27 protein-coding genes are annotated in these 22,955 nt (G+C 45.2%); 23 read left to right on the top strand and 4 right to left on the bottom strand.

What is annotated here, in order from left to right:
• Nucleotides 1-31 precede the first annotated feature (31 nt).
• On the top strand, nt 32-1,387 hold the full coding sequence (locus ACHA8N_RS01640; RefSeq protein ID WP_147510781.1) for a cryptochrome/photolyase family protein: 1,356 nt from the start codon (nt 32-34) through the stop codon (nt 1,385-1,387).
• 66 nt (nt 1,388-1,453) lie between these two features.
• On the opposite strand, the gene ACHA8N_RS01635 is transcribed toward ACHA8N_RS01640, so the two are convergent.
• Entirely contained in the window at nt 1,454-2,347 is an 894-nt protein-coding gene (locus tag ACHA8N_RS01635) for a COX15/CtaA family protein (RefSeq protein ID WP_147510782.1), read from the bottom strand.
• 325 nt (nt 2,348-2,672) lie between these two features.
• On the opposite strand from ACHA8N_RS01635, the gene cyoE reads away from it, so the two are divergent.
• The 9 genes from cyoE (at nt 2,673) to ACHA8N_RS01590 (ending at nt 9,964) form a co-directional block, all read left to right on the top strand.
• The gene (cyoE, locus tag ACHA8N_RS01630; protein ID WP_147510783.1) at nt 2,673-3,605 is read left to right on the top strand and encodes a heme o synthase; all 933 of its coding nucleotides are present in this window, start codon (nt 2,673-2,675) and stop codon (nt 3,603-3,605) included.
• A 64-nt stretch (nt 3,606-3,669) separates the two neighbouring features.
• Nucleotides 3,670-4,701, top strand: coding sequence for a cytochrome c oxidase subunit II (gene coxB / locus ACHA8N_RS01625; protein WP_114595411.1), 1,032 nt, complete (start codon nt 3,670-3,672; stop codon nt 4,699-4,701).
• Nucleotides 4,702-4,735: 34 nt separating this feature from the next.
• Nucleotides 4,736-6,604 carry a cytochrome c oxidase subunit I gene (gene ctaD / locus ACHA8N_RS01620; protein ID WP_201723132.1) on the top strand — a complete coding sequence of 623 codons (1,869 nt, stop codon included), beginning with the start codon at nt 4,736-4,738 and terminating at the stop codon, nt 6,602-6,604.
• Between the two features lies 1 nt (nt 6,605).
• Complete coding sequence (locus ACHA8N_RS01615; RefSeq protein ID WP_029342161.1) at nt 6,606-7,235, top strand: cytochrome (ubi)quinol oxidase subunit III; 630 nt, start codon at nt 6,606-6,608, stop codon at nt 7,233-7,235.
• 1 nt (nt 7,236) lies between these two features.
• Complete coding sequence (locus tag ACHA8N_RS01610; RefSeq protein WP_026829905.1) at nt 7,237-7,566, top strand: cytochrome C oxidase subunit IV family protein; 330 nt, start codon at nt 7,237-7,239, stop codon at nt 7,564-7,566.
• 122 nt (nt 7,567-7,688) lie between these two features.
• The gene (gene ctaG, locus ACHA8N_RS01605; protein ID WP_026832536.1) at nt 7,689-8,603 is read left to right on the top strand and encodes a cytochrome c oxidase assembly factor CtaG; all 915 of its coding nucleotides are present in this window, start codon (nt 7,689-7,691) and stop codon (nt 8,601-8,603) included.
• A gap of 18 nt (nt 8,604-8,621) precedes the next feature.
• On the top strand, nt 8,622-9,083 hold the full coding sequence (locus ACHA8N_RS01600) for a DUF420 domain-containing protein (RefSeq protein ID WP_147510785.1): 462 nt from the start codon (nt 8,622-8,624) through the stop codon (nt 9,081-9,083).
• A 12-nt stretch (nt 9,084-9,095) separates the two neighbouring features.
• Nucleotides 9,096-9,701, top strand: a complete 606-nt coding sequence (locus tag ACHA8N_RS01595; RefSeq protein ID WP_393964518.1) for an SCO family protein — start codon at nt 9,096-9,098, stop codon at nt 9,699-9,701.
• Between the two features lie 8 nt (nt 9,702-9,709).
• Nucleotides 9,710-9,964: a hypothetical protein gene (locus ACHA8N_RS01590; protein ID WP_393964517.1), complete on the top strand. Its 255-nt coding sequence runs from the start codon at nt 9,710-9,712 to the stop codon at nt 9,962-9,964.
• Between the two features lie 254 nt (nt 9,965-10,218).
• Here ACHA8N_RS01590 and ACHA8N_RS01585 read toward each other — a convergent pair whose 3' ends face one another.
• Nucleotides 10,219-10,569, bottom strand: coding sequence for a YugN family protein (locus ACHA8N_RS01585; protein ID WP_026827919.1), 351 nt, complete (start codon nt 10,567-10,569; stop codon nt 10,219-10,221).
• Between the two features lie 110 nt (nt 10,570-10,679).
• Nucleotides 10,680-11,447 carry an ATP-grasp domain-containing protein gene (locus tag ACHA8N_RS01580; RefSeq protein WP_393964516.1) on the bottom strand — a complete coding sequence of 256 codons (768 nt, stop codon included), beginning with the start codon at nt 11,445-11,447 and terminating at the stop codon, nt 10,680-10,682.
• Between the two features lie 101 nt (nt 11,448-11,548).
• Here ACHA8N_RS01580 and ACHA8N_RS01575 point away from each other — a divergent pair, with 101 nt between their 5' ends.
• Genes ACHA8N_RS01575 through ACHA8N_RS01555 form a run of 5 tightly spaced genes read left to right on the top strand, consistent with a single transcriptional unit; the run spans nt 11,549 to nt 14,383 of the window.
• Nucleotides 11,549-11,989: a YlbF/YmcA family competence regulator gene (locus tag ACHA8N_RS01575; RefSeq protein ID WP_147510790.1), complete on the top strand. Its 441-nt coding sequence runs from the start codon at nt 11,549-11,551 to the stop codon at nt 11,987-11,989.
• A gap of 26 nt (nt 11,990-12,015) precedes the next feature.
• Entirely contained in the window at nt 12,016-12,273 is a 258-nt protein-coding gene (locus ACHA8N_RS01570; protein WP_147510791.1) for a YlbG family protein, read from the top strand.
• A 54-nt stretch (nt 12,274-12,327) separates the two neighbouring features.
• The gene (gene rsmD / locus ACHA8N_RS01565) at nt 12,328-12,897 is read left to right on the top strand and encodes a 16S rRNA (guanine(966)-N(2))-methyltransferase RsmD (protein ID WP_147510792.1); all 570 of its coding nucleotides are present in this window, start codon (nt 12,328-12,330) and stop codon (nt 12,895-12,897) included.
• Nucleotides 12,894-13,388, top strand: a complete 495-nt coding sequence (coaD, locus tag ACHA8N_RS01560) for a pantetheine-phosphate adenylyltransferase (RefSeq protein ID WP_147510793.1) — start codon at nt 12,894-12,896, stop codon at nt 13,386-13,388. The genes rsmD and coaD overlap by 4 nt, the downstream gene beginning before the upstream one ends.
• Entirely contained in the window at nt 13,385-14,383 is a 999-nt protein-coding gene (locus ACHA8N_RS01555) for a SepM family pheromone-processing serine protease (protein WP_393964515.1), read from the top strand. The genes coaD and ACHA8N_RS01555 overlap by 4 nt, the downstream gene beginning before the upstream one ends.
• On the opposite strand, the gene ACHA8N_RS01550 is transcribed toward ACHA8N_RS01555, so the two are convergent.
• Nucleotides 14,356-15,507, bottom strand: coding sequence for a tRNA(Met) cytidine acetate ligase (locus ACHA8N_RS01550; RefSeq protein ID WP_393964514.1), 1,152 nt, complete (start codon nt 15,505-15,507; stop codon nt 14,356-14,358). The genes ACHA8N_RS01555 and ACHA8N_RS01550 overlap by 28 nt on opposite strands.
• A gap of 170 nt (nt 15,508-15,677) precedes the next feature.
• On the opposite strand from ACHA8N_RS01550, the gene ACHA8N_RS01545 reads away from it, so the two are divergent.
• From ACHA8N_RS01545 to ACHA8N_RS01510, 8 genes are all read left to right on the top strand, one after another.
• Nucleotides 15,678-16,187, top strand: a complete 510-nt coding sequence (locus tag ACHA8N_RS01545; protein ID WP_393964513.1) for a YceD family protein — start codon at nt 15,678-15,680, stop codon at nt 16,185-16,187.
• Between the two features lie 45 nt (nt 16,188-16,232).
• Nucleotides 16,233-16,406: a 50S ribosomal protein L32 gene (gene rpmF, locus ACHA8N_RS01540; protein ID WP_012370841.1), complete on the top strand. Its 174-nt coding sequence runs from the start codon at nt 16,233-16,235 to the stop codon at nt 16,404-16,406.
• Nucleotides 16,407-16,493: 87 nt separating this feature from the next.
• The gene (locus ACHA8N_RS01535) at nt 16,494-17,315 is read left to right on the top strand and encodes a ketopantoate reductase family protein (RefSeq protein WP_147510797.1); all 822 of its coding nucleotides are present in this window, start codon (nt 16,494-16,496) and stop codon (nt 17,313-17,315) included.
• Nucleotides 17,312-17,668, top strand: coding sequence for a DUF3397 family protein (locus ACHA8N_RS01530; protein WP_147510798.1), 357 nt, complete (start codon nt 17,312-17,314; stop codon nt 17,666-17,668). The genes ACHA8N_RS01535 and ACHA8N_RS01530 overlap by 4 nt, the downstream gene beginning before the upstream one ends.
• A 25-nt stretch (nt 17,669-17,693) precedes the next feature.
• Nucleotides 17,694-19,253, top strand: a complete 1,560-nt coding sequence (bshC, locus tag ACHA8N_RS01525; RefSeq protein ID WP_147510799.1) for a bacillithiol biosynthesis cysteine-adding enzyme BshC — start codon at nt 17,694-17,696, stop codon at nt 19,251-19,253.
• A gap of 160 nt (nt 19,254-19,413) precedes the next feature.
• Nucleotides 19,414-20,352, top strand: coding sequence for a 16S rRNA (cytosine(1402)-N(4))-methyltransferase RsmH (gene rsmH / locus ACHA8N_RS01520; RefSeq protein ID WP_147510800.1), 939 nt, complete (start codon nt 19,414-19,416; stop codon nt 20,350-20,352).
• Between the two features lie 13 nt (nt 20,353-20,365).
• Entirely contained in the window at nt 20,366-20,752 is a 387-nt protein-coding gene (gene ftsL, locus ACHA8N_RS01515; RefSeq protein WP_393964512.1) for a cell division protein FtsL, read from the top strand.
• Nucleotides 20,749-22,887, top strand: coding sequence for a penicillin-binding protein (locus ACHA8N_RS01510; RefSeq protein ID WP_393964511.1), 2,139 nt, complete (start codon nt 20,749-20,751; stop codon nt 22,885-22,887). Before ftsL ends, ACHA8N_RS01510 begins: the two co-directional genes overlap by 4 nt.
• The last annotated feature ends 68 nt before the right edge of the window (nt 22,888-22,955 follow it).

Raw genomic sequence — 22,955 nt, 5'->3', positions numbered from 1 at the left:
TCGTTCATCGTCATTTTGGGGAGGAACAACTATGAACATCATCTGCTGGATTCGAAGTGATTTTCGAATGGAGGACAATCACATGTTGGCACAGGCAGTCGACTACCTTGAAAATAACGAACAAGCAAACGTCGAGTTCGTTTTCTGGGTGAACCCGGACTATATTGGAGAGTATGACGCCAGACAACAATATTTCTTTCAGGCACTTGAACACTTCGCAAAAAACTGTAAAACGCACGGGATGCCGATTCGTTTCATCGAAGGAAACGAAAAAGATTTCCTAGAGGCGACGGATATGGCGGATGTTCTGTTATTCAACGCTGAGTATGTAGAACCGTTTAAAAGTCGTGACGACGGCATCATGAAAAAGCGGGGCGACAAAAAAACGGAGCGTCTTCTTGACCGTCATTTGCTTCACCCACATACGGTCAAAAAAAATGACGGTTCTTATTATAAAGTGTTTACACCGTATAAAAATGCTTTTTTGAAGAAAGATGTAGCGGGACCGTATCCGGTTAATCTGGACCTGCTGAAAAAGCGTTATCAAAAACGGCGTCAAAACAATGCATTCATGTTGGATTATTTTAAACAGGCGGCATCGGATGCTGATTTTGGTGTAGGAGAAGAGCAAGCCGCTAAACGATTGCAGGTATTCATCAAAAATAACCTGGCTTCTTACGACGAACAACGGGATTTGCCGGCTGTCGACGGGACGAGTCTGATGTCACGCTATCTGCGGACCGGTGAAATTGGGATTCGGACAATCTTTGAAGCTGTCCAGCAAGAGGAGGATTCGAAAGGTAAGCAGACGTACCTGACAGAATTAATTTGGCGGGAATTTTATTACACCATTTTGATGCACTATCCGGAATCAAAACGATTACCGGTCAATGAACAGTATACAAAAATCGAATGGGAAAAAGATGAGGCGGGATTCAAAGCTTGGACAGAAGGGAAAACCGGCTATCCGATTGTCGATGCAGCCATGCGGCAACTCAACACGACAGGATGGATGCATAACCGTTTACGGATGATTGTCGCCTCGTTCTTAACAAAAGATTTGCTGATCGATTGGCAAGAAGGTGAACGTTACTTCCAACAGAAATTGGTCGATTATGAAGCGGCGTCGAATATTGGAGGGTGGCAGTGGGCAGCGTCCGTCGGGACGGATGCTGTACCGTACTTCCGAGTTTTCAATCCAACGACCCAGTCAAAGAAATTTGATAAGGATGGAACGTTCATCCGCAAATATGTGACGGAAATCAAGGATTTACCTAAAACGGCCATTCATGAACCGACGGAACAACAACGAAAAGATTATAATTATCCGATGCCGATTGTCGAGCACGATATGGCCCGGAAACGAGCAATTGCCCGTTTTAAATAAAATGGTGTAAAAAAACAGATCGTGGATGTTTGAAGTCCGCGATCTGTTTTTTAGTTGAAGAGCTGATCAGCGCAGCCGGGAGTTATCTTTTCGTGTCCGGAAAGCATGATAAGCGAGGTAAGAGATGACTCCGAAATAGCAAGTGATTAAGAATGCGTGTAATAAAGGAACATACGTGGCATGTCCACCGAGAACGATCCAGGCACCGGTTGCGACCTGACAAGAGATGAAAAAGGTTGCGAATAACATCCCGGTCCGTGCTGTCCGGTGTTTCAAACGAATCGCCGTATAGTGAACGAACAACGTATAGAAGAACAGGAGTCCTGCCAAAATCCGGTGAATCATCTGAACCCACGCTTCGAAGGTCATCGACGGCTGCGAACAGACCGGCCAGCCTACACAGGCATAAGTGGCGCCCACGTGGCGGACGAACGCACCGGTATACACGACGATGAGTGTATAAACCAATAAGCCATACAGAAGCTTACGCAAGAACGCTGGGACCGATTCCCTGAACTCTTGACCGGGGCGCTCCATAATCAAGATCGTCAAAATAAGTAAGGAAGCAAAAGAAATCAATGAGATTCCGAAATGTAATGCCATGACGAGATCTGACTGTTGCCAGACGACGGCACCAGCACCGACAATCGATTGAATCAACATAAAGATGAAAGCCAGAAAAGCAAAAATCTTTATATCCAGACGATCTTTGAATGCGACAAGGGTCCAAAGACATAAGGCGATGATCAATAAACCGACGACTCCTGTTACAGCGCGGTGACTATACTCAATCATCGTTTCGACACTTGGATTAGTTGGAATCAACTCGCCATGACAGAGCGGCCAATCGGTCCCGCATCCGTTTCCGGAGTCTGTTTTCGTGACAGTTCCCCCCATGAGAAGAACAATCATCATTGTGAATGTGACAAATGCTGAAAAAATCGAAAGTTTTCGATTCAAAACGCAGCCACCACCTTTCTAGGAAAAATACATGATACTTGAAATACCTAGCAATAGTATCGCATAAAAAATATCGAAACGCTTGCAATCTTTTAGAAGAACGCTATTCTAATATTAGGTAAATATGGTGAACTGTGAGGTAAATCACATAGATTTCACATTTTGTTCATTATGTCGAAAGTATTTTCATACGTCATGACCTTGAATATGTGGTATCTTTTATAGAGAAAAGGGCGTTTCGTGGCGTGTCTGTGTTATTTCTGTGAAGAAAATACGTGAATCCTACGTACAGAAAGAATACAGGCGGTTAGAAGGAGGAAACAACATGGCGAAAGTAAACGGGGAGACCCTGGACATCATGATCGAGCAATCAGATCAGCCGACGTTCAAGGACTATGTCACCCTAGCAAAGATGGGAATCGTTCGTGCGAATCTCATCACCGTCTTCGCGGGTTATGTCGTAGCGGCATCGTACTTAACGGATGATGTTCTACTCTATTTGTGGCAGACGAAGTTGACGTTATTGTGGACACTTCTCGGAAGTGGACTGGTCATTGCCGGTAGTTGTTACCTCAATAACTACATCGACCGTGACATTGATTATAAGATGGAACGGACGATGGGAAGACCGAGTGTAACCGGTAAGATGGACGGGCAACGGATATTGGCATTAGGACTTGGGATACTGGCTGCCGGTACTGTTCTCTTGCTGATTGTTAACCATGTCGCGGCAGTTTTCGGATTGATCGGTTCGTTTGTCTACGTCGTTATTTATACGATGTGGTTGAAGCGGACGCATACGATCAATACGGTCGTAGGTGGTATTTCAGGAGCAGTGCCACCGATCATTGGATTTGCGGCAGTTACTCCGACACTTCATATCGATGCATGGATTTTATTTCTCATCATGTTCGTATGGCAACCGCCTCACTTCCTTGCGCTCGCCATGAGACGGACGGAAGAGTACCGGGCTGCCGGTATTCCAATGTTGCCTGTCGTCAATGGCTTTGCGATCACGAAACGACAAATTGTATGGTGGATCGCAGTATTGCTACCATCATCACTCCTCCTTGCGCATTACGGCATCATTTACATGCTTGTCATGGCTGTGCTTGGCGGATACTGGCTCTACATGGGACTGAAAGGTCTCAAAATCAAGGAAGAACAAGCTGAGATTAAGTGGGCTTCGAAGATGTTTTTCTTCTCGCTCTTTTACTTCACGGCTTGGATCGTGACGGTCGTACTCGTTTCTCTCTAAAACGATTTGACATATTCACGGACACCATTTAAGAAAGAAAAAAATTGGGGAAAAGAAAGTGGGGATGGTTGTGAAAAAATCAGGAAAAATGCTCTTCCGGCTTCTTCCGATCGGTTTGATGGCATTATTGTTATCAGGTTGTGGAATCCCGGAATTGTCCGCACTACAGCCTCGCGGGGAAGGCGCACAAATGCAACTTGAAATCATTAAGCTCAGCTTATGGGTCATGTTGTTTGTCCTTGCGATTGTAGCAGTCATCTATATTTACGTACTTATGAAATTCCGTCGTAAAGCTGGAGACAACACTGTTCCGAAACAAGTGGAAGGAAATCACACACTTGAAATCATCTGGACAGTCATTCCGATTCTCTTGTTAGTCGTTCTTGCCGTACCAACCATCAAAACGACGGTTGAATTAGCAGATGCGAAAGAAGCGAAGAAAAACGAAGTCATCAACGTTACAGCAAACCTGTACTGGTGGGAGTTCGAATATCCGGACAAAGGTGTTTCAACAGGACAAGAACTTGTTATTCCAGTCGGAAAACGAGTTGCTGTCAACTTAACTTCAAAAGATGTCATTCACTCATTCTGGGTACCGGCTCTTTCAGGTAAAACAGATACAAACCCAGGTCTTGAGAATGAAATGTGGTTACAAGCACAAGAAGCCGGTACATACTACGGTAAATGTGCGGAGTTATGTGGACCATCACACGCATTGATGGACTTTAAAGTCATCGCACTTGAGCAAGATGATTACGATGCATGGCTTAAAGACATGAAGTCAGCTAAAGAAGCAGAAACAAAACAGTTGGATGCAAAAAACGAAAAGAACTGGACGACAGGCGAGCAAGTCTACGCACAAAACTGTCTCAGCTGTCACGGTGGCGGGAAAGTCGCGCCAAGCTTAACGAACTTTGGTGATCGTCAACGTATCGCTGGATACCTTGATCATGACAAAGAAAATCTCGAAAAATGGATTCGCGATCCGCAAAAAGAAAAACAAGGAACAAAAATGCCTGGTTTCTCTGAAGATAAGATCAGCGATGAAGAGTTAAGCGAACTTGCAGACTACCTATTGGACAAGAAGCTCCAATAATATTTAAGGGGGAATCATAGTGGGGACACATACTATGGGTATGCCGAAGAAAAAAAGCGGCATCATGGACTGGCTAACGACAGTCGACCATAAAAAAATTGGTATTCTCTACATCATGTCCGGATTGTTTTTCCTTCTGGTCGGTGGCGTAGAAGCCTTAATGATTCGTTTTCAATTGATTAAACCGATGAACGATTTCGTCAGCGGTGAATTATTTAACCAGTTGATCACGATGCACGGTACGACGATGATCTTCCTGGCGGCGATGCCGATGTTGATCGGGTATATGAACGCTGCTGTTCCGCTTCAAATCGGAGCACGTGACGTTGCATTTCCATTTTTAAACGCACTTGGTTTTTGGTTGTTCTTCTTCGGGGGAGTGCTCTTGAACCTATCATGGTTCTTCGGCGCAGCACCAAACGCAGGATGGACTGCGTATGCACCACTTTCAACAGTTCCAGAATCACTTGGTGTTGATTTCTATGCACTTGGATTACAGATTTCTGGTTTCGGTACACTTATGGGGGGAATTAACTTCCTCGTTACAATTTTGAACATGCGTGCACCAGGTATGAAACTGATGCGTATGCCGTTGTTCACATGGACAGCATTCGTAGCTTCTGCCTTGATCGTTTTCGCATTCCCGCCACTTACGGTCGGATTATTCCTCTTGACGTTTGAACGATTGTTCGGAGCTCATTTCTTTGATCCGGCAGCGGGTGGTAACATCGTCATCTGGGAACACCTTTTCTGGATTTTCGGTCACCCGGAAGTGTATATCTTGATTTTACCGGCCTTCGGTATCTTCTCAGAAATCATTCCTACTTTTGCCCGTAAACGTCTCTTCGGTTATACGACGATGGTCTTTGCGACAATGTTGATCGGTTTCTTAGGATTCATGGTTTGGGTTCACCACATGTTCACAGTAGGTCTCGGTCCTGTTGCGAACGCGATCTTCGCGGTTGCGACAATGGCGATTGCCGTTCCGACCGGGGTTAAGATATTCAACTGGCTCTTTACGCTGTGGGGCGGTAAACTGACGTTCCCTGTCGCGATGTTGTATTCGGTTGCCTTCATTCCATCGTTCCTCGTTGGTGGTATGACGGGTGTCATGCTTTCTGTTGCACCAGCCGATTATCAGTACCATGACAGTTATTTCGTAGTTGCCCACTTCCACTACGTTATCGTCGGTGGGGTTGTCTTTGGTCTCTTCGCCGGTCTTTACTACTGGTTCCCGCTCATGTTCGGGAAACAGCTCAACGAATTCTGGGGTAAAATTCAATTCTGGTTGTTCTTCATCGGCTTCCACTTGACGTTCTTCCCGCAACACATTCTCGGTCTGACAGGAATGCCACGTCGTGTCTTCACGTACTTGCCAAACCAAGGCTGGGAAACAATGAACTTGCTGTCGTCAATCGGGGCAGGCTTCATGGGTGTCTCGACAATCGTATTGGTTGTTTCGATTGCAGCGGCATTGATGTCAAAAGAATACGTCAAACGTGATGTTTGGGGAGATGGACGGACACTCGAGTGGACGCTTCCTGTCCCAACACCAGAATATAACTTTGCACAAACACCACTTGTCAAAGGACTTGACACATACTGGCTCGAAAAAATGGCAGGAAACAAAACCGTTTCCGTTTCGGAAGAAGTTGGCGATATCCACATGCCGAATAACACGATTCTGCCGTTCGTCATGTCAGTCGGTCTATTCCTCGCAGGTCTCGGATTTATTCTTCGCCTGGACTACGGAACAGTCGGTCTCGTCGTTGCGTTGATCGGTCTCGCTACGACACTCGTTGCGATGTTCCTCCGTTCATGGATTGACGATGAAGGATACTACATTCCAAAATCCGTCATCGAAGAAGATCTACGCCTTGAAGCTGAAAAGGAGGCGAAGTAAGATGGGACATCATTCAGTTCCAAATAACCCGATCACGGGTATTCCGGATCATGTTGAAAAAGCAACACTTGAGGGTAAGAATAAATATGTAGCCTTCTGGTTCTTCCTTGGTGGAGAGACAACATTGTTTGCCTCTCTATTCGGGACGTACATCGGGTTGCATAACTCGGGTGCGAAAGAAGGATTACGCAGTTACGATATTTTTGAAATGGGTCTTGTCTTCATCATGACAATGCTCCTTCTCACAAGTTCACTGACAAGTGTCCTTGCGATGATGGCGATGAAACGTAATGATGTGAAGAAGATGAAAATGTGGTTGATCATCACACTTGTTCTTGGACTAGCGTTCTTAGCGGGTGAGATTTATGAGTTTAATCATTACTACCACATCGGGCACACGTTTACTTCAAGTGCTTTTGGATCAGCGTTCTACACATTGGTTGGTTTCCACGGAGCACACGTCTTGTTTGGTCTTCTCTGGATCTCTACATTGTTGATCCGGAACTGGAACCGCGGTATTACCGTCGTCAACGCACCGAAGTATTATGTTTCAAGTCTTTACTGGCACTTCATTGACGTCGTCTGGGTCTTTATCTTCTCAGTCGTCTACCTCATGGGGATGGTGAAATAAGATGGAAAAACACGAACCGCAACTGACACGTAATCAAATTGAGCTCGAGATGAAAGCAGATCGCAGCCGCGAGATGCAACTTCAACTCACAAGTTTTGCTTTGATGATCTTCCTGACGTTGATCGCCTTTGGTGCGGTCATGGCAGAACTCATGCCTCACTGGGCAGCCGGTGGATTCTTGATCATCATGGCGATCGTGCAAGTGTATCTCCAACTTTACATGTTCATGCACATGAACAATAAAGGGAACACATGGATTAAAGTCATGATGGCACTTGGGATCTTCGTCGCCTTGACGATTGTCGCGACACTCCGTCTTTTAATCTGGTAATAAATTGTGACCATTCTGCTAACGTTTAGCAGGATGGTCTTTTATTTTAGAATCGTTTTATGAGAAACCTTTACAATGAAATAGGGGAACGGTAATCTTAATCTGTAGGAAAAAGGAACGGGGTGAGAAATGTGTTAGGCAACTTAAGGGGATCTTTATCACAATTTGACTGGACGGTTTTATGGAGTCCATATTATGCTTTACTGTTGATTGGAATCTATATTTTTTATGCAGTCGTGACGGAAAAAATTCGTCGGCCGGATGAGGCGGAAACAACGCTTGGTCAGAAATTTTCCATGTTGGCTGCTTTGGTAGTATATTACATTGGTTTTGGTAGTCCGCTCGATGTAATGGCGCATATTACGTTCTCAGCGCATATGTTGCAGATGGTATTCGTCTATATGGTGGCACCGCCGCTGTTGATGCTAGCGATTCCTGGATGGGTATTCAAACGTTTGTTTGAAGTCCCTTATCTTGGACGAGTATTACGCTTCTTTATCTTGCCATTGATTGCATTGGTCGTGTTTAATTCACTGTTTACGTTTTACCATATGCCGTTCATTTTTGATTATGTCCTGACGAATTACACGGTGCACCGGATTTTCCACGGGGCATTGATTTTCCTCAGTATGACGATGTGGTATCCGATTATTGCACCAGTCAACGAAGAAGACAGCTTGTCGGATTTGAAGAAAATGGTGTATATCGTCGCAAATGGCGTCTTGTTGACACCAGCCTGTGCCTTCATGATCTTTAGTCAAAGTTTTCAATATGAAGCTTATCAAGATCCGGCGACGTTCGCAAAAGTTCTTGCGTATTGTATGCCAAACAATGATGTAAGTGGACTTGATATGGAGCGTTTGTTCGGAACAACAAAAGATCTGCTGGAAGACCAACGTTTTGGTGGCGTATTGATGAAGCTTGGTCAAGAGTTGGTATACGGATTGTTCTTCGGACTTACATTCTTTACGTGGGTGAGACGTTCTAAAAGTACTGCTGTCGATGAAGGTATGTCCTTCTCGCCAAAAGCGGATTAAATTGGGGGAAGTTGGAACATGAGTTATTTGCCGTTGATTTGTGTCTCGTTGATCGTCATCAGTGCGATTTTTGTTGCGATCGGTTGGTTTTTGATTGCGCAGACGCGCCGGAACATGAAAGCACATCAATTCGTCATGACGATTGCTGCTGCTTTAGCACTGTTATTTTTCATCATGTATGCGTTACGGACAATCTTGTTAGGTAACACAGCCTTTGGCGGACCAGACACGATTAAACCGTATTACACAGGATTTTTAATCTTCCACATCATTTTAGCAACATCGGGTGGAGTACTCGGATTGATGGCACTTTTCTTTGCGTATAAGAAAAACTTTACGAAACACCGTAAAATCGGTCCTAAAGCTTCTGTCATCTGGTTCTTAACCGCGATTACAGGAGTCATCGTCTACTGCCTTCTCTATGTGGTGTATGAACCGGGAGAGACGACAAACGTGTTTCGGGCAATCTGGAACCACTAAGGAGGTCATGACTTGAAGAAAAACAGTTATTTGACGGTTGCAGCAGCTGTATTGATTCTCATTGCGGCAGCCGGTGGCTACTATTACTTTTTCATGAAAGAAAAATTACCCGTCATCGCAGAACCGACTCCATTTGAATTGACGAATGCAGTGGATGGGAAAGCGTTTAATTCCGAAGACGGAAAAGTAAAGATCTTGACCTTCTTCTATTCCAACTGTCCGGACATCTGTCCCTTGACACTTAATGACTACCGGAAGTTAGAGAAACAGTTACGGGCGGAAGAGTTGTACGGCTCGGATGTTGAACTTGTCGCCGTGACCGTTGACCCGAAAGTCGACACACCAAAAGTTTTGAAAAAATATGCGTCCAACTTTGAAGCCAATGCGGAAGGGTGGAAGGTGTTGACAGGAGATGGAGTTGTTATTGACCGTCTGACCCGTCAGTTGAATTTTTATTATTCTAAAGCGGAAAGCGGCTTAGTGACGCACGGAACACAAATGTTCATTCTTGATCGAGACAACAAAGTCCGGGCGATTTCATCGATGGCGAAGACACCGGACGAACCGGTCGACTTAGAGGAAGTTATGACATCGGTCAAACAACTTGCGAAGGAGTGAATTTCGTGATGGAACAATACAAGGTACAAGGCGAAGTGACAGTTTCTGTTCAGGCGATTGAAGAATTGTTGCTTTGCACAGTTGTGGATTTCGGAGCGACAGTCGTTCGAATCAAACGTGTATCAGACGATTCTATTTCTTTCAGTCTGAAAGTCCATGTTGATCCAAGCCGACTTGCTGCACTATATCATTATTTGCGTGAGCAGATGAATATTCAGTTAGGCGAAGATGTACTGGATTATTTACAGTTGATCGCCAAATAAAAAGTAGTTCTTCTCCTGAGTGAGAAGAACCATTCAGACTGAAGACAAAGTAGTGGTTTTTCTCTTGATCGAGAAGAGCCGCTTTTTTCTTTCACAGTGCACATTGAATTACCTCGATCTATGCTTCATCATGCATTTCATCTCCCACCTCCACTTGGGCTTTGCTCTTAAGGTTTAGAAGTGAGAGGATTGTCGCCTAATTGCGATAAAAAAAATCAAAATCCATATGAGATGGATTTTGATTTGGAAGCACCTTATTTTTCGAGTGTTTCGAGTAAGGCTGTCAGACGACGTTCGCAGTCTTTGACGATTTCAGGAGGAAATTCCTCATCGTATTCAACACCGTGCGGATAATAGTGTTTTCCGAGTAATGGTGTCAACATCCGAACGACTGCTTGACGGTCTTCGATTTCACCTTGAATCGCGTAAACTGGAACTCGGAGATAAAATACCTCTCCCGTCGATTGTTTTTCGTACTTCATGTCATACATGGCACGCTCATAATCCCACTGTCCTTCGCGTACAAAACGATGATGATCCATAATCGTTTCAAGTAACCCGAACTTAATTTCCTTGCCTTCGATTCCGAACTGTTCAAACTTCATCTGTAAATCCCCCTATACCCCAGTTTGCTAGTGTACACTAGTCTTTCCAAGCTATCATACCATAATGAAACAACCGATAAAGAAAAAGTTGTGAAGTCAATTTGAAGAATTCATGAACTTCCATATTTCCGTTCCACGTACTCCAGAATAGTATCCGGTGCATGGATGCCGAGATGGTTTAATCCTTCTCCACCAAAGAAAACATTGAACTCAAGAACATAGATATGCCCATCCCGGAAAATGAGATCAAATCCGGCATGATCGATGTCGAGTCGCTTCGCAAGATCAAGGACGAACGCAACGGCATCTTGCGGGATGTTTTCGAAGTCCAGTACACCGCCTTGAGCGACGTTGTTCAAGAACTGGGCTCCTCCGACGCGCCAGTAAGCAGCCAAGACTTGATCACCGACGACGACGACACGTAAATCCTTTTCATTTGGAATGTATTCCTGTACATAAAAAGTATCATGTGCAGCAGTATATGTGTCCCAGTCTGCTTGATTTTTGATCAGATGGACGCCTTGTCCCATCGAACTCCGGACAGTCTTCGCGACGAATGGAAACGAGAATTCATTCAGCACCCGTGTGACAGTGAATTCATTTTTTCCGTAGATGCCGGTTCGTGGGATATTGTCCGGAATGACGGTTTGAAAGATCCGTGTCATTTCGATTTTATCGTGTCCAAGATGGAATGTGGCGGCTGAAGGAAAAATTGGTTTGTTCATTCCGTAAATGATGGAATGAATCTGCCAATATTCCGGGAATAAAATCACGTCTGCCTGTGCGATTTTATTTAATGACTCAAAATGATAATCAGATTTTGCATGTTCGGTTCTGATTCCGATCGTGCGGAACATATTAAACGATAAAAGTTGCATACAACTCAGTCCTTCCTTCTGAACAAATTATACACAATTCAGCGTGCTAGGAGCGAGATAAATGTTATGATATGATGGTTAAGTTAAGGAGGAGATTCGTTGTGATTTATTCAGATAAAACAATCGACCTCATCAACGCAGCGGAAGACCTTGCATACTCTCTCTCGCAAAGCGAAACAGGTCAAGCATATAGATTAGCAAAACAGCGACGGGCGGATTCAAGACAAGCCCAGGACGTCATTCGTGACTTTAATCGGATCAAGGAAGAATATGAATTGGTACAACGGTTTGGCCGATACCATCCCGATTATCAAACGATTACGAAAAAAGTCCATGAAGTGAAACGGGCGCTTGATCTTCAAGAAGAAGTCGCACAGTTTAAAAAAGCCGAAAAACAACTGGAAACACTACTTGGACAGGTCAGTCTAGTGCTCGCAGGACAAGTGTCACCCCAAATCAAAGTGCCGACCGGTAATCCGTTTTTCGATCAAGGATGCGCAGGTGGTTGTTCGACGGGTGGAAGTTGCAGCTGCAGCGGCTAAACATTGTGTAAGGGAGGAACGGGGTTGTGATTAAGGAACGAATCGGACTCATCGTCTATGTCAAAGCGTTAAAGGCATCCCGTCAATTACGCCGATATGGAAACGTCTATTTCACATCAAAACGGGAGCGGTACGTTTTTTTATATGTCGATCTCGAGCGATATGAACAAGTCGTTGAACGAATTGCGGAATTGCCGTTTGTCGAACGTGTCGTTCGTTCAGAACGACCGTTTATCGTTGAAACCTATGCCAACAAAAAAGGTAAAATGCAAGAAGAAGTCTAACGGATAGAGCGATGAGGACATCCTCGTCGCTCTTTTTTGAAAGGATGAGAATGAATGCGCGTAATATCCGGAAACCGAAAAGGAATGCGAATCAAGGCTGTACCGGGAGATCAAACCCGCCCAACGACCGATAAGGTCAAAGAATCTTTATTTAATGTCATCGGACCGTATTTTGACGGGGGAAAGGCACTTGATCTGTTCGCGGGAAGCGGCGGACTTGGGATTGAGGCGTTGTCGCGCGGATGTGACGAAGCTGTTTTTGTAGATCAACAATACAAGGCGGTTCAAACGATTAAGGAAAACCTTGAAACAACCCGCTTCATCAAAGAAAGTCGTGTTTTAAAGAAAGACGTGACGGTTGCGCTTGCAGAATTGGCATCGGAAGAACCATTTAAATTAATTTTTCTTGATCCTCCGTACGCCAAAGAACAATTGGCTGAACACGTCGCTTACATAGAACAACATGATATGTTGACGAGTAACGGTGTCATCGTATGTGAACACGGATCGGAGACGGAATTACCGGATCAAATCGGTCGTCTGGGTGTCATCAAACGACTCCGCTATTCGACGGTCATCTCGATGACATTATATGAATTTACAGAACTGGAGGAACATGTATGAAACGGATCGCCGTCTGTCCCGGGAGTTTTGATCCCATCACGAATGGACATCTTGATATCATTGAGCGGGCAGCTCCCATTTTCGACGAAATCATCGTCGCTGTCCTGAACAATTCTTCAAAACAACCTCTTTTTTCAGTACGCGAACGAATGGAACTGATCTCTGAAGTGACAGAACACCTGCCGCACATTAAAGTAGATTCTTTTGACGGACTGCTCGTCGATTATGCATCCGAAGTCGGAGCGACGGCCATTGTAAGAGGACTACGGGCTGTATCGGATTTTGAATATGAGATGCAGGTCGCATCAATCAATAAAAAAATGAATGATCAAATTGAAACGTTGTTCATGATGACAAATAATCAGTATTCTTTTTTGAGTTCGTCTATCGTAAAGGAAGCGTCGAAATACGGTGCTTCGGTCGCGGGGCTCGTTCCTCCGATCGTTGAAGAGGCGCTACGTCATAAGTACAGCAAAGGAGAACTGAAATGAAAGCATGGAAACCGGCACTGGCAGCAATCATTGCTGCGATGATCGCTTTTTTTGCTCCGCTTCCGTACTTCATTTCCTATCCGGGAGATGCGACATCGACGGAACGATTGATCGATGTCAAAGGAGCGACCAAGGAACCGGGTGATTTAATGATGCTGACAATCGCACAACGACGGGCGACTCCCTACTTCCTTGTAGAAAGCCTGTTCTTGCCGTTTGCAGACCGTTCAAGCGTCAGTGATTATTTGTATGACGGAGAATCGGATGCGCAGTATGAGGACCGCCAGAAGCTTTATATGGAAGAGGCGCAACATAATGCGATGATTGAAGGGTACGAGCTCGCTGGAAAACAGGTTTCTGTTGATTTTAAAGGCATATACGTTTCCGGTGTCATTCCGGGTGGACCGGCTGCCGGAAAGCTGCAGGCTGGGGATCAGATTGTCTCGTTGGATGGGAACTCCATCGAATCGTTACGTGACTTCATGAAGACGATTAATGCCAAGAAGGCAGGAACAAAAGTCGATTTGACTTTCCTGAGAAATAAAAAAGAGCAAAAGGCGGCGATTACGGTCAACCGTCTGACAAAAGAATCCGAGCAGGTTGGACTGGGGATCTATGAACCGCTCCCGATGTCGTCCGTTTCAACAAAACCGGAAGTTGACTTTAACGTCGAAGATGTCGGTGGTCCGTCAGCCGGCATGATGTTTACACTGGAAATTTACGATCAGTTAACGGAAGGGGATTTGGCGAAAGGCTATAAAATTGCCGGCACAGGTACAATCGAAGAAGGCGGCAAAGTTGGTCCAATTGGCGGAGCATGGCAAAAAGTCGTGGCGGCGGATGAAGCCGATGCAGAAATCATGTTTGTTCCTGCCGGTGAAAATTACAAAGAAGCTAAACCATCCATCAAAAAAATCGAGACGAAGATGAAACTCGTCCCGATTAAAACGGTGGAAGATGCCCTCGATTATTTAGAGGATTTACCTGAAAAATAAGCAAACCGGCGATGTTCTTCAAGCACGTCGTAACGAGCCAAGGGCACTGCGTAAGCAGCTGTAACTTGGCTTTCTTTAATGAGCCACGGATGTTTTTCGAAGGTCGAAATAACCGGAATCCGTTGTTTGATTTCACGTAAAGCTTGCCGTCCTTTGTCGTTAAATGCGAGCGGGCGAACGAAGTCGATCTGATCGAACGACAGACCGTACATCTCCTGCTTTGTCGTGGACGTCAAGAGATAAATGAGCGTGCGTTGGATACTGGTCCGTGTATAGCGCCGTGTTTTGACTGCAGATAAAAAGGACTCAAAAGAGTCATTTTTACGGGCACCTTCCACTAAACGTGGAACGAGGGACGCGTCCATGCCGTTAAATTGCGTTAAATCATCGAGAGGTGTCGTCAGAAGACGATGACGGATAAAAGGATAGTAGACATCAAATGACGTGAAGACGCTGTTCTGCAATGCCTCAGCAGTCTGCTTCGGTAAACCGGTCAAGGAACGATGATGGGCGTAATGGGCACGCACAGCCGTTGCACTCATGATGTCGCCGACAGACAGGTCGTGATAGCCGCTTCCGATTCGTTTTGTTGTATGCAGAGAAATCGTTGAGGCGGCACGTGCATAATAATATCCAAGTGTATTGTTTGGTGTCGTCAAATCGAGTGTCGTCGTCATTGCTTTAAATGCTTGACTGGCAGCAGCGGCGGAAGATAAACCACGTGCCAGCCCCAGTTGAAGTAATTCCTGATAGCGGGGGTGCGCTTCCTGATTTTCGGCAGCTGCCGCGATAAAAGGTTCGATCTCCCCGCATTCACTTCCAAAAGACAAGGTACTTGCGCCGATCACCTCGGCGATCGTGACACCACCGAGTGAAAAGCGATCAGCCCGCTGTACGGCAAAATAAAAAGGAAGCTCGAGGACCAGATCGATTTCACCGCTTGCGACAGCTGCTCTAGCACGGGTCCATTTATCCGTAAAAGCAGGTTCTCCGCGTTGAGTGAAGGTCCCGCTCATGACGGCGACGATTAAATCAGCATCAGTTTCTTGGCGTGCGATTTTCGCTTGATACAGGTGTCCATTGTGAAACGGATTGTACTCAGAAATAATTGCGGTCATTCTCATGAAACTTTCTCCTTTGCAAACCGAATTAAGTGCGGTAATATGGATGAAGACGTCCAAAAGTGTTCGTTCTCTAGCGATTTCAGTGTAAAGAAAAAACATTGACAAAACAAGATGTCCTCTCTATAATTCATATTGTTGCAATTGAGGTGATTCGGATGAAATGGTCCCTGATGCAATTGAATAAATTGCGCAATCTGGGTCAACTTCAGGTTAACGAGACGATTGAGCTTCCTGAGCTTATCGCCCTCCATCCGGATATCCGGGCGGTGCAACCTGTGCACGTTCGTGCAAATGCATCGTTTACATCGAATCAATTAATATTCAATCTCCGGATTACAGGTGAAATGACGCTTCCGGATGCCCGGACGCTGAGTGACGTCGCGTACCCGTTCGAGATTGAATCGATCGAGTCGTTTCTGCTTGAAGTTGATGCTGTTCCGAGTGACTCGGATGACATCAATTTACCAAACGGGAACACGGTTGATCTTCAACCACTCGTGCAAGAATTGATTTTACTTCATGTGCCAGTGCAAGTGCATGGGGATGATGAAGAAAATCAGTTGGTTCAAGGGGAAGGCTGGACGATTCTCTCTGAAGAAGCGCCAGAAGAAGCTGAACCAAAAATTGATCCGCGACTTGCGGGTCTCGCTCAGTTCTTTAAAAAGGATCAGGATTCCTAATCTTTTCATAAAGACGAGTGTATTTTTTCAAGGAGGTGGACAACGATGGCAGTACCATTCCGCAGAACGTCGAAAACACGCAAACGTCTTCGCCGTACTCATTTCAAACTCCGTGTACCAGGTATGGTCGAGTGCCCAAACTGTGGTGAAATGAAACTTTCACACCGCGTTTGTAAAGCATGTGGCTCGTACAAAGGTAAAGAAATCGTCAGCAAGTAAGCTGAATGATCGGTATAAAAGCGACCCTAGAATCGAGCAATCGGTTTGACAGGTCGCTTTTTTTGATGAGCAAAGGAGAGTGAACGAATGAGTAAAGTGGGAATCATCGGTGCCGGATCGATTGGATTATTGATCGCATCCTACCTTGCAGAGCAGCATGATGTGACACTCTATACGAGACAGACGACAGCGCACAACATCACGATTCTCCGCGATGATCAAGTCAGTTCACCTGTAGAGGTGCGACCGCTTGATCAATTCGAGTCACAAGACTTGGTATTCGTGACGACAAAGTCGTATGATATAAAAAGTGTGATGCCGTATCTGACGACCGGAAAGATGCCAGTCATGTTCCTGCAGAACGGAATGGGACATGTGAAAGAGGCGGAGCGGGTACAACATGCTCTGTTTGGGATCGTTGAACATGGTGCCATGAAAACGGGACAGTATGCGGTGCAGCATACCGGAATGGGACGTATCCGCTACGGGCAGTCCTTTGTTCCGATGCTCGAAGCGACATCTTTACAGTTTGAGCATGTCCTGAATATTGAACAGGTCATGTTAACGAAATTATTCATGAACGCGGTTATCAACCCATTGACTGCCTACTACCGGATACCGAATGGTCAATTATTGGAAACACCATATGTTGCAAAAGCATACGGTATTTTTGAAGAGGTGCGGAACGTTTTTCCAAAGCATCCTATCACATATGAAGAAATCGAACAGGTCATCAGACGAACTGCGCTAAATCGTTCGTCGATGCTTCAAGATCTAGAGCATGGAAGACAAACAGAAATTGAACCGATTGTCGGTTATATTCTCGAACAAGCAAGTGAACCGACACCCTTACTGACGTTTTATTATCACCAGATTAAATCTCAGGAAAAAAGAGGGGATTCGATGTGACGTGGTTTATTATTTTTCCGATTTTCAGCTTGATCAGCTTATACATTATTTTTTTGGTTGTCTTTCGCCAACATGGAAAAGCCGTTCGTTTTGCACTTGATTTAGGTACATTCATCGTATTGTATGGGATTCACGTCGCCTTGATTGCATTAACGGGTCAAAATTATTTAGGGTGGCTCTTAATTGCCGTACTCTTGATTTTTGCAGTCAATGCCTTGTGGCAACGAATCAAAAAAGTGGATGTAGATTATAGACAGATGATTCGACATAGCTGGCGGATTACCATCTTGATTGCCTTGCCGCTTCAATTGTTGTTGCTTGGAATCGGGATTCGTCAGTTTTTCATTCATTGATATCGTTAGAAAGAAGGGATTTTGTTTGAAGGTACAGCCATTTCACGCCTTGTATGATGAAAAATCGCTGATGCATCAAGCGGTACAACAAGATTTTTCAAAATATGTGGATCACATTGGATCAGAAGGAATGCAGACGAGAAGCCGACTCTTGGAAGAACGGCAATACACGCATCTCAGTCCTCTTGTCGACGAATTGATACAGCAAAATCCACGCTTGGATAGTTCTTTAAAGAAACGCCTTGAGCTGTTACGCACGGGAGAAGCCCAAGTTGTGATTACCGGTCAACAGACAGGGATTTTCGGGGGGCCTCTTTATGCCGTCTATAAATTATTGACTTGTCTGAAGGTCGCGCGCCAGACAGAACAATTGCTCGGACGACCGGTCCTTCCGATTTTTTGGCTTGCGACCGAAGATCATGACTTTGACGAAATCAATCATCTGATTGTTCCGACACACGATTTCAAGACGCGGAAGCTGTCGGTCACGCCGCCAGATTCGATTACACGGTCCATCAGCCGTTTATCGTTTGACAAGGCGGCAGTGAAGGACATCGTTCGCCAAGCATTGTGTACGGAACAGGAGACGCGCTATACAAAAGAATTGCTCGCATTATCCGACCGGTTGATTGAAACGAGTACAACTTACGGTGGTTTCTTTTCAGCGTTTTTAGGCGAGCTTGTCGATCATGATATTATCTTTTTTGATGCCGATACGGAAGCTGTCCGTCGACTCGAAATCCCGTTTTTCGAACGGTTGATTCAAGATAATGACGAGATTCGACATGCACTATCGGAAGGTATTCGTCAGACGAAGGATTTACCGGATACATTTTTAAACGAAGACGCAGCGCATCTGTTTGTCGAAGATATTGGACGGGAATTGTTGTATCCTGACGCAGACTTTACGACAAAGCAAGGTAAGACGTACACAGAACTTGAACTATTGGCGTTGTTATACACGAGTCCGGAGCGATTCTCAAACAGCGTCGTTACACGTCCGTTGATGCAGGACTACTTATTCCCGACGCTTGCGTATATCGGTGGACCGGGAGAACTTGCGTACTGGACAAGACTGCGTCCGTTGTTCCATCACTTTGATTGGACGATGCCGTTGTTGATTCCGCGTATGGGTGCAGTGCTGTTGCAAGCACGGGATGACAAGCGGTTGAATCAACACGGTTTACGAGTAGAGGAAGCCTTGCAAAACGGTATTCCGCTGACAGCGTTTGACGAGACGGGGATAAAACGGGAGTTGCATACGTCGTCATTGCTGAGTGACGTTTTACTCGAAGAAATTCAACGTATTGAAAAACAGGCTTTGAATACGACAGGAATTGCTACGAAACTCAATAAACAGCTTCAACTGACCTTTGAAATGATCATCGATCAGAAACGACGTCTTCATGAACAAACCAATCGTTCCGATCGCGCACTCCAGTATCAATTGGCACCAGATAATATACCGCAGGAGAGAATGCATTCGTTGTTGCCGTGGCTGAATCGGTATGGCTTGGATTTACTCCGGGTCCTTCGTGTCGAATACGAGCAACTTGAAGCGGAACAATTGAAAATTATGATTTAAACCTGCTGATAATGCAGGTTTTTTTGATTTTTTAACGAAAGATACACAAAAGTTCAAAAAATCAAGGAAACTGTCTCATTTTCGTAACGTTTTTAAGAAAGAATATGATACATTGAAAAAGAGTAACGTCCAGTTTGGACAGTGAAAGGTGAGGCAGCACATGTTTGAGCATGAAACAGTATTAAAATGGGAGTCCATCAAAGGACTAAATATCAAACCTGACGGGATTTATGTCGATTGTACGTTAGGTGGAGCAGGGCACAGTGAAGAAATCGTCAAACAACTGACGACAGGACATCTGTATGCATTTGATCAAGATGATGTCGCACTGGCACATGCAGCAGAACGTCTCGCGGCGTATGAAGGTCGCTTTACATTAATAAAAAGTAATTTCGTACATTTAAAAGAAGAATTAGAGGCGCGATCCGTTACAAAGGTAGACGGGATTTTGTTTGATCTTGGTGTATCTTCTCCCCAGCTAGACGAAGGCGAGCGAGGATTCAGTTACAACTTTGACGCCCGACTCGATATGCGGATGGACCAAACGTCACCGCTTTCAGCATTTGAAGTCGTCAATGAGTGGCCGTATAACGATCTTGTCCGGATCTTGTTTACATACGGGGAAGAAAAGTTCTCCAAACAGATTGCCCGCAAGATTGAAAAGGCACGTGAACTTGGGCCAATCGAAACGACGTTTGAACTCGTCGAGTTGATCAAGGACGCCATTCCAGCTCCGGCTAGACGAAAAGGCGGACATCCTGCAAAACGGACGTTCCAAGCAATTCGGATTGCCGTGAATGATGAATTAAATGTTTTTGACCGCGCTGTCTATCAAGCGATTGATCTTTTGGCAGTTGGTGGACGCTTATGTGTCATCACTTTCCATTCACTCGAAGACCGTATGTGCAAGCAAGCATTTAAGGAAAAGTCATCACTGCCGGAACTTCCACCCGGATTACCGATGATTCCGAAAGAGTTTGAGCCGGAATTACGTCTAGTTACACGAAAACCGATCACTGCAGGAGATGACGAACTCGATGATAATCGTCGTTCACGCTCCGCTAAGTTACGAATTGTTGAAAAAATGAAGGAAAGTTGAGAGGAGCATTCAAATGGCAGAACCACTTCGTAAACCGATTCAATCTATGGAACCTGCGCGACAGCAACCTGTCCAGCAACCACGTAAGACGGAAGATATCGCACGGCGCGTCGCGGTTCGTCCAAAATACCGTTTATACCCATTTGAAAAATTTTTATACAGTGCGATGATCGGCGGGATTGTTCTCTTCGGCAGTGTAACGATTGGGGCTCATAACGAAGCGTACAACGTGAGCCGTGATCTTGCGAAGGAAAACCAAGTCACACAAGAGATGAAAAAAGAAAATGAACGCCTTCAACTCGAAGTGACCAACTTAAGCTCTCCAGAACGAATTTACAAGATTGCGAAAGAACAAGGTCTTGATATGCGAAAAGGGAACATTAAGGTGATTCCTAAATGAATCCACTATCTAAATCCCGACGGAGAGTAGCTTTTGTCATGTTGATATTTGCTGCTCTCTTTTTGGTGTTCATTTCGCGCTTTTTGTATTTATCGACGACAAAGAAATTTCACGGGGAAGACATGATTGTCTATGCCGAAAAAAAACGCTGGGAAGCTCAGGCGACGTTGTCGGCGGAACGTGGAGAAATCTTTGACCGACTCGGTTCACCGATTGCGATCAATATCCCGTCTTATCATTTGGTGGCAGTGTATCGATTGGGTGGTGAAAAAGATCCCGACGCGACGGTGGTCGACTTCAAGAAAACGGCGACAGGACTTGCGCCGATTCTTGGTATGTCGGTCAAAGAACTGGAAACGTATTTGATTGAGAACAAAGACCGTGCTCAAATCGAGTTCGGAAAAAAAGGTAACGATTTAACGGTTGAACAAAAAGAAAAGATTGATCGTTTGAAACTACCCGGCATTCGTCTGATTGAGGAGCCGAAACGGTACTATCCAAACGGAATCTTCTTGTCGGATACGTTAGGTTTTGTCCAGAAAATAACAGAAGATACGGGACGCGTCGTTTTACAAGGACAGATGGGAATTGAAAAGCAGTATGACAATGCCTTACGTGAATCCTTTGGGTCCCGTGTGTTTGAAAAGGATCGCAGCGGTGGTGAACTGATTCAAGGTGTATCGAAGATCTCCAACGAACCTAAAGACGGATCTAATCTGTATTTAACGATTGACCACCGGATTCAACAAGCACTCGAGAAACAGATGCAAAAAATGTACAACGAATATAAGCCGAAAAATGCAACCGGTATCGTCATGGATGCCAAAACAGGTGAAATTCTGGCGATGGCCGATCGACCGTCTTTTAATCCTAATTTACGCGACATGAAGGACTTTACGAACTTTGGCGTGTCGTCCCGTTTCGAGCCGGGATCAACGATGAAGATCTTTACATTGGCAGCGGCGATCGATGCTGGTGTCTTCCGTCCAAACGAACCGTACAAATCCGGAAGTTACAATTATAAGGGAACAGTCATTAAAGACTACAATGATGTAGGATGGGGTACCATCCCGATGATTGAAGGTGTCTACCATTCCTCGAACGTCATGTTTTCCATCTTGACGGCGGAAAAGCTAGGAATCGAGCGGTACAAAGACTATTTTAAGAAGTTTCATTTTGACCAAAAAACGGGTATAGATATTTCGGGTGAAGTGAACAGTCAATCTGATCTGTCCAAACCGTTGAATACAGTGATTACCTCATGGGGGCAATCGACGGCAGTGACACCGATGCAAATTCTTCAGGGCGCGACAGCCATTGCCGGAAACGGAGAAATGGTCAAACCGCACATTATTCAAAAAGCGGACCATACGGATAAAGCCCCGTACAAAGCGAAAACGGAAGTCGTCGGAAAACCGATTTCTGCTGAAGCGGCGAAAGCAACCCGGGAAGCGTTAGACGGCGTTGTCAACAGTAAAATCGGTACCGGACAGATGTATAAGCTGAAAGATTACCGTGTCATCGGAAAAACAGGGACAGCCCAGATTTCAGAAAAAGGAAAGTATATTCAAGGTCAGTTCATTCATTCCTTCATCGGTATGGCGCCTAAGGACGATCCGGAACTGATCATGTATATCGCAGTTGACCGTCCTTCTAAAAATGAATCGTCGGTATCCGGACCGAGTATCATGAGTCCGGTCTTCAAAAGTGTCATGAACACAGCGCTCCAATACCGGAGCATCAAGCCGGCGACGCAAAAGGAATCGGTTGACGTCAAAGCGAAAATCGTTCCGAGCTACATCGGAAAGAGTATGAACCAGGCGGAGACAATGGCAGAAGACCAAGGTGCGGTGCCGGTCGTTTTAGGTGACGGTGTCGAAGTCGTATCGCAAATTCCGACCCGCGGTCAAGAGTTTGTGAGTGGAGAACGTGTACTGTTAAAAACGGCGCAAACGTTTAAAATGCCGGACTTAACCGGTTGGTCGCAACGGGACGTCAAGAAGTTGGTCAGTCTTTACAATCTAAAGTTAGATGTGATTGGTAAAGGTTTTGTAACCAAACAATCGGCGCGAACTGGTACACTGGTGAAAGAAAATGGAAAGCTGACGGTGGAACTCGCTGAACCAAAAGAGTAAGATACAGCGGTCTCCTGATTTCTGCAGTGAAACGAGGACGGACCGGAGTCATTCGTTGACTTCCGTTC

The sequence above is a fragment of the Exiguobacterium sp. S22-S28 genome (assembly GCF_043359615.1).
Classification (GTDB): Bacteria; Bacillota; Bacilli; order Exiguobacteriales; family Exiguobacteriaceae; genus Exiguobacterium_A.
This window is presented reverse-complemented; position numbering and strand designations above follow the sequence as displayed.

Bases quoted from the DNA above. Each gene is read 5' to 3' on its own strand.
- ACHA8N_RS01585 (WP_026827919.1), bottom strand. From the start codon at position 10,569: ATGAAGTTTGAACAGTTCGGAATCGAAGGCAAGGAAATTAAGTTCGGG.
- ACHA8N_RS01535 (WP_147510797.1), top strand. From the start codon at position 16,494: ATGAGTAAAGTGGGAATCATCGGTGCCGGATCGATTGGATTATTGATC.
- ACHA8N_RS01640 (WP_147510781.1), top strand. From the start codon at position 32: ATGAACATCATCTGCTGGATTCGAAGTGATTTTCGAATGGAGGACAAT.
- coxB (WP_114595411.1), top strand. From the start codon at position 3,670: ATGGTTGTGAAAAAATCAGGAAAAATGCTCTTCCGGCTTCTTCCGATC.
- ACHA8N_RS01510 (WP_393964511.1), top strand. From the start codon at position 20,749: ATGAATCCACTATCTAAATCCCGACGGAGAGTAGCTTTTGTCATGTTG.
- ACHA8N_RS01545 (WP_393964513.1), top strand. From the start codon at position 15,678: ATGCAATTGAATAAATTGCGCAATCTGGGTCAACTTCAGGTTAACGAG.
- ACHA8N_RS01590 (WP_393964517.1), top strand. From the start codon at position 9,710: ATGGAACAATACAAGGTACAAGGCGAAGTGACAGTTTCTGTTCAGGCG.
- ACHA8N_RS01610 (WP_026829905.1), top strand. From the start codon at position 7,237: ATGGAAAAACACGAACCGCAACTGACACGTAATCAAATTGAGCTCGAG.
- rsmD (WP_147510792.1), top strand. From the start codon at position 12,328: ATGCGCGTAATATCCGGAAACCGAAAAGGAATGCGAATCAAGGCTGTA.
- ftsL (WP_393964512.1), top strand. From the start codon at position 20,366: ATGGCAGAACCACTTCGTAAACCGATTCAATCTATGGAACCTGCGCGA.
- rsmH (WP_147510800.1), top strand. From the start codon at position 19,414: ATGTTTGAGCATGAAACAGTATTAAAATGGGAGTCCATCAAAGGACTA.
- coaD (WP_147510793.1), top strand. From the start codon at position 12,894: ATGAAACGGATCGCCGTCTGTCCCGGGAGTTTTGATCCCATCACGAAT.
- ACHA8N_RS01555 (WP_393964515.1), top strand. From the start codon at position 13,385: ATGAAAGCATGGAAACCGGCACTGGCAGCAATCATTGCTGCGATGATC.
- ACHA8N_RS01615 (WP_029342161.1), top strand. From the start codon at position 6,606: ATGGGACATCATTCAGTTCCAAATAACCCGATCACGGGTATTCCGGAT.
- rpmF (WP_012370841.1), top strand. From the start codon at position 16,233: ATGGCAGTACCATTCCGCAGAACGTCGAAAACACGCAAACGTCTTCGC.
- cyoE (WP_147510783.1), top strand. From the start codon at position 2,673: ATGGCGAAAGTAAACGGGGAGACCCTGGACATCATGATCGAGCAATCA.
- ACHA8N_RS01600 (WP_147510785.1), top strand. From the start codon at position 8,622: ATGAGTTATTTGCCGTTGATTTGTGTCTCGTTGATCGTCATCAGTGCG.
- ACHA8N_RS01580 (WP_393964516.1), bottom strand. From the start codon at position 11,447: ATGCAACTTTTATCGTTTAATATGTTCCGCACGATCGGAATCAGAACC.
- ctaD (WP_201723132.1), top strand. From the start codon at position 4,736: ATGGGTATGCCGAAGAAAAAAAGCGGCATCATGGACTGGCTAACGACA.
- ACHA8N_RS01550 (WP_393964514.1), bottom strand. From the start codon at position 15,507: ATGAGAATGACCGCAATTATTTCTGAGTACAATCCGTTTCACAATGGA.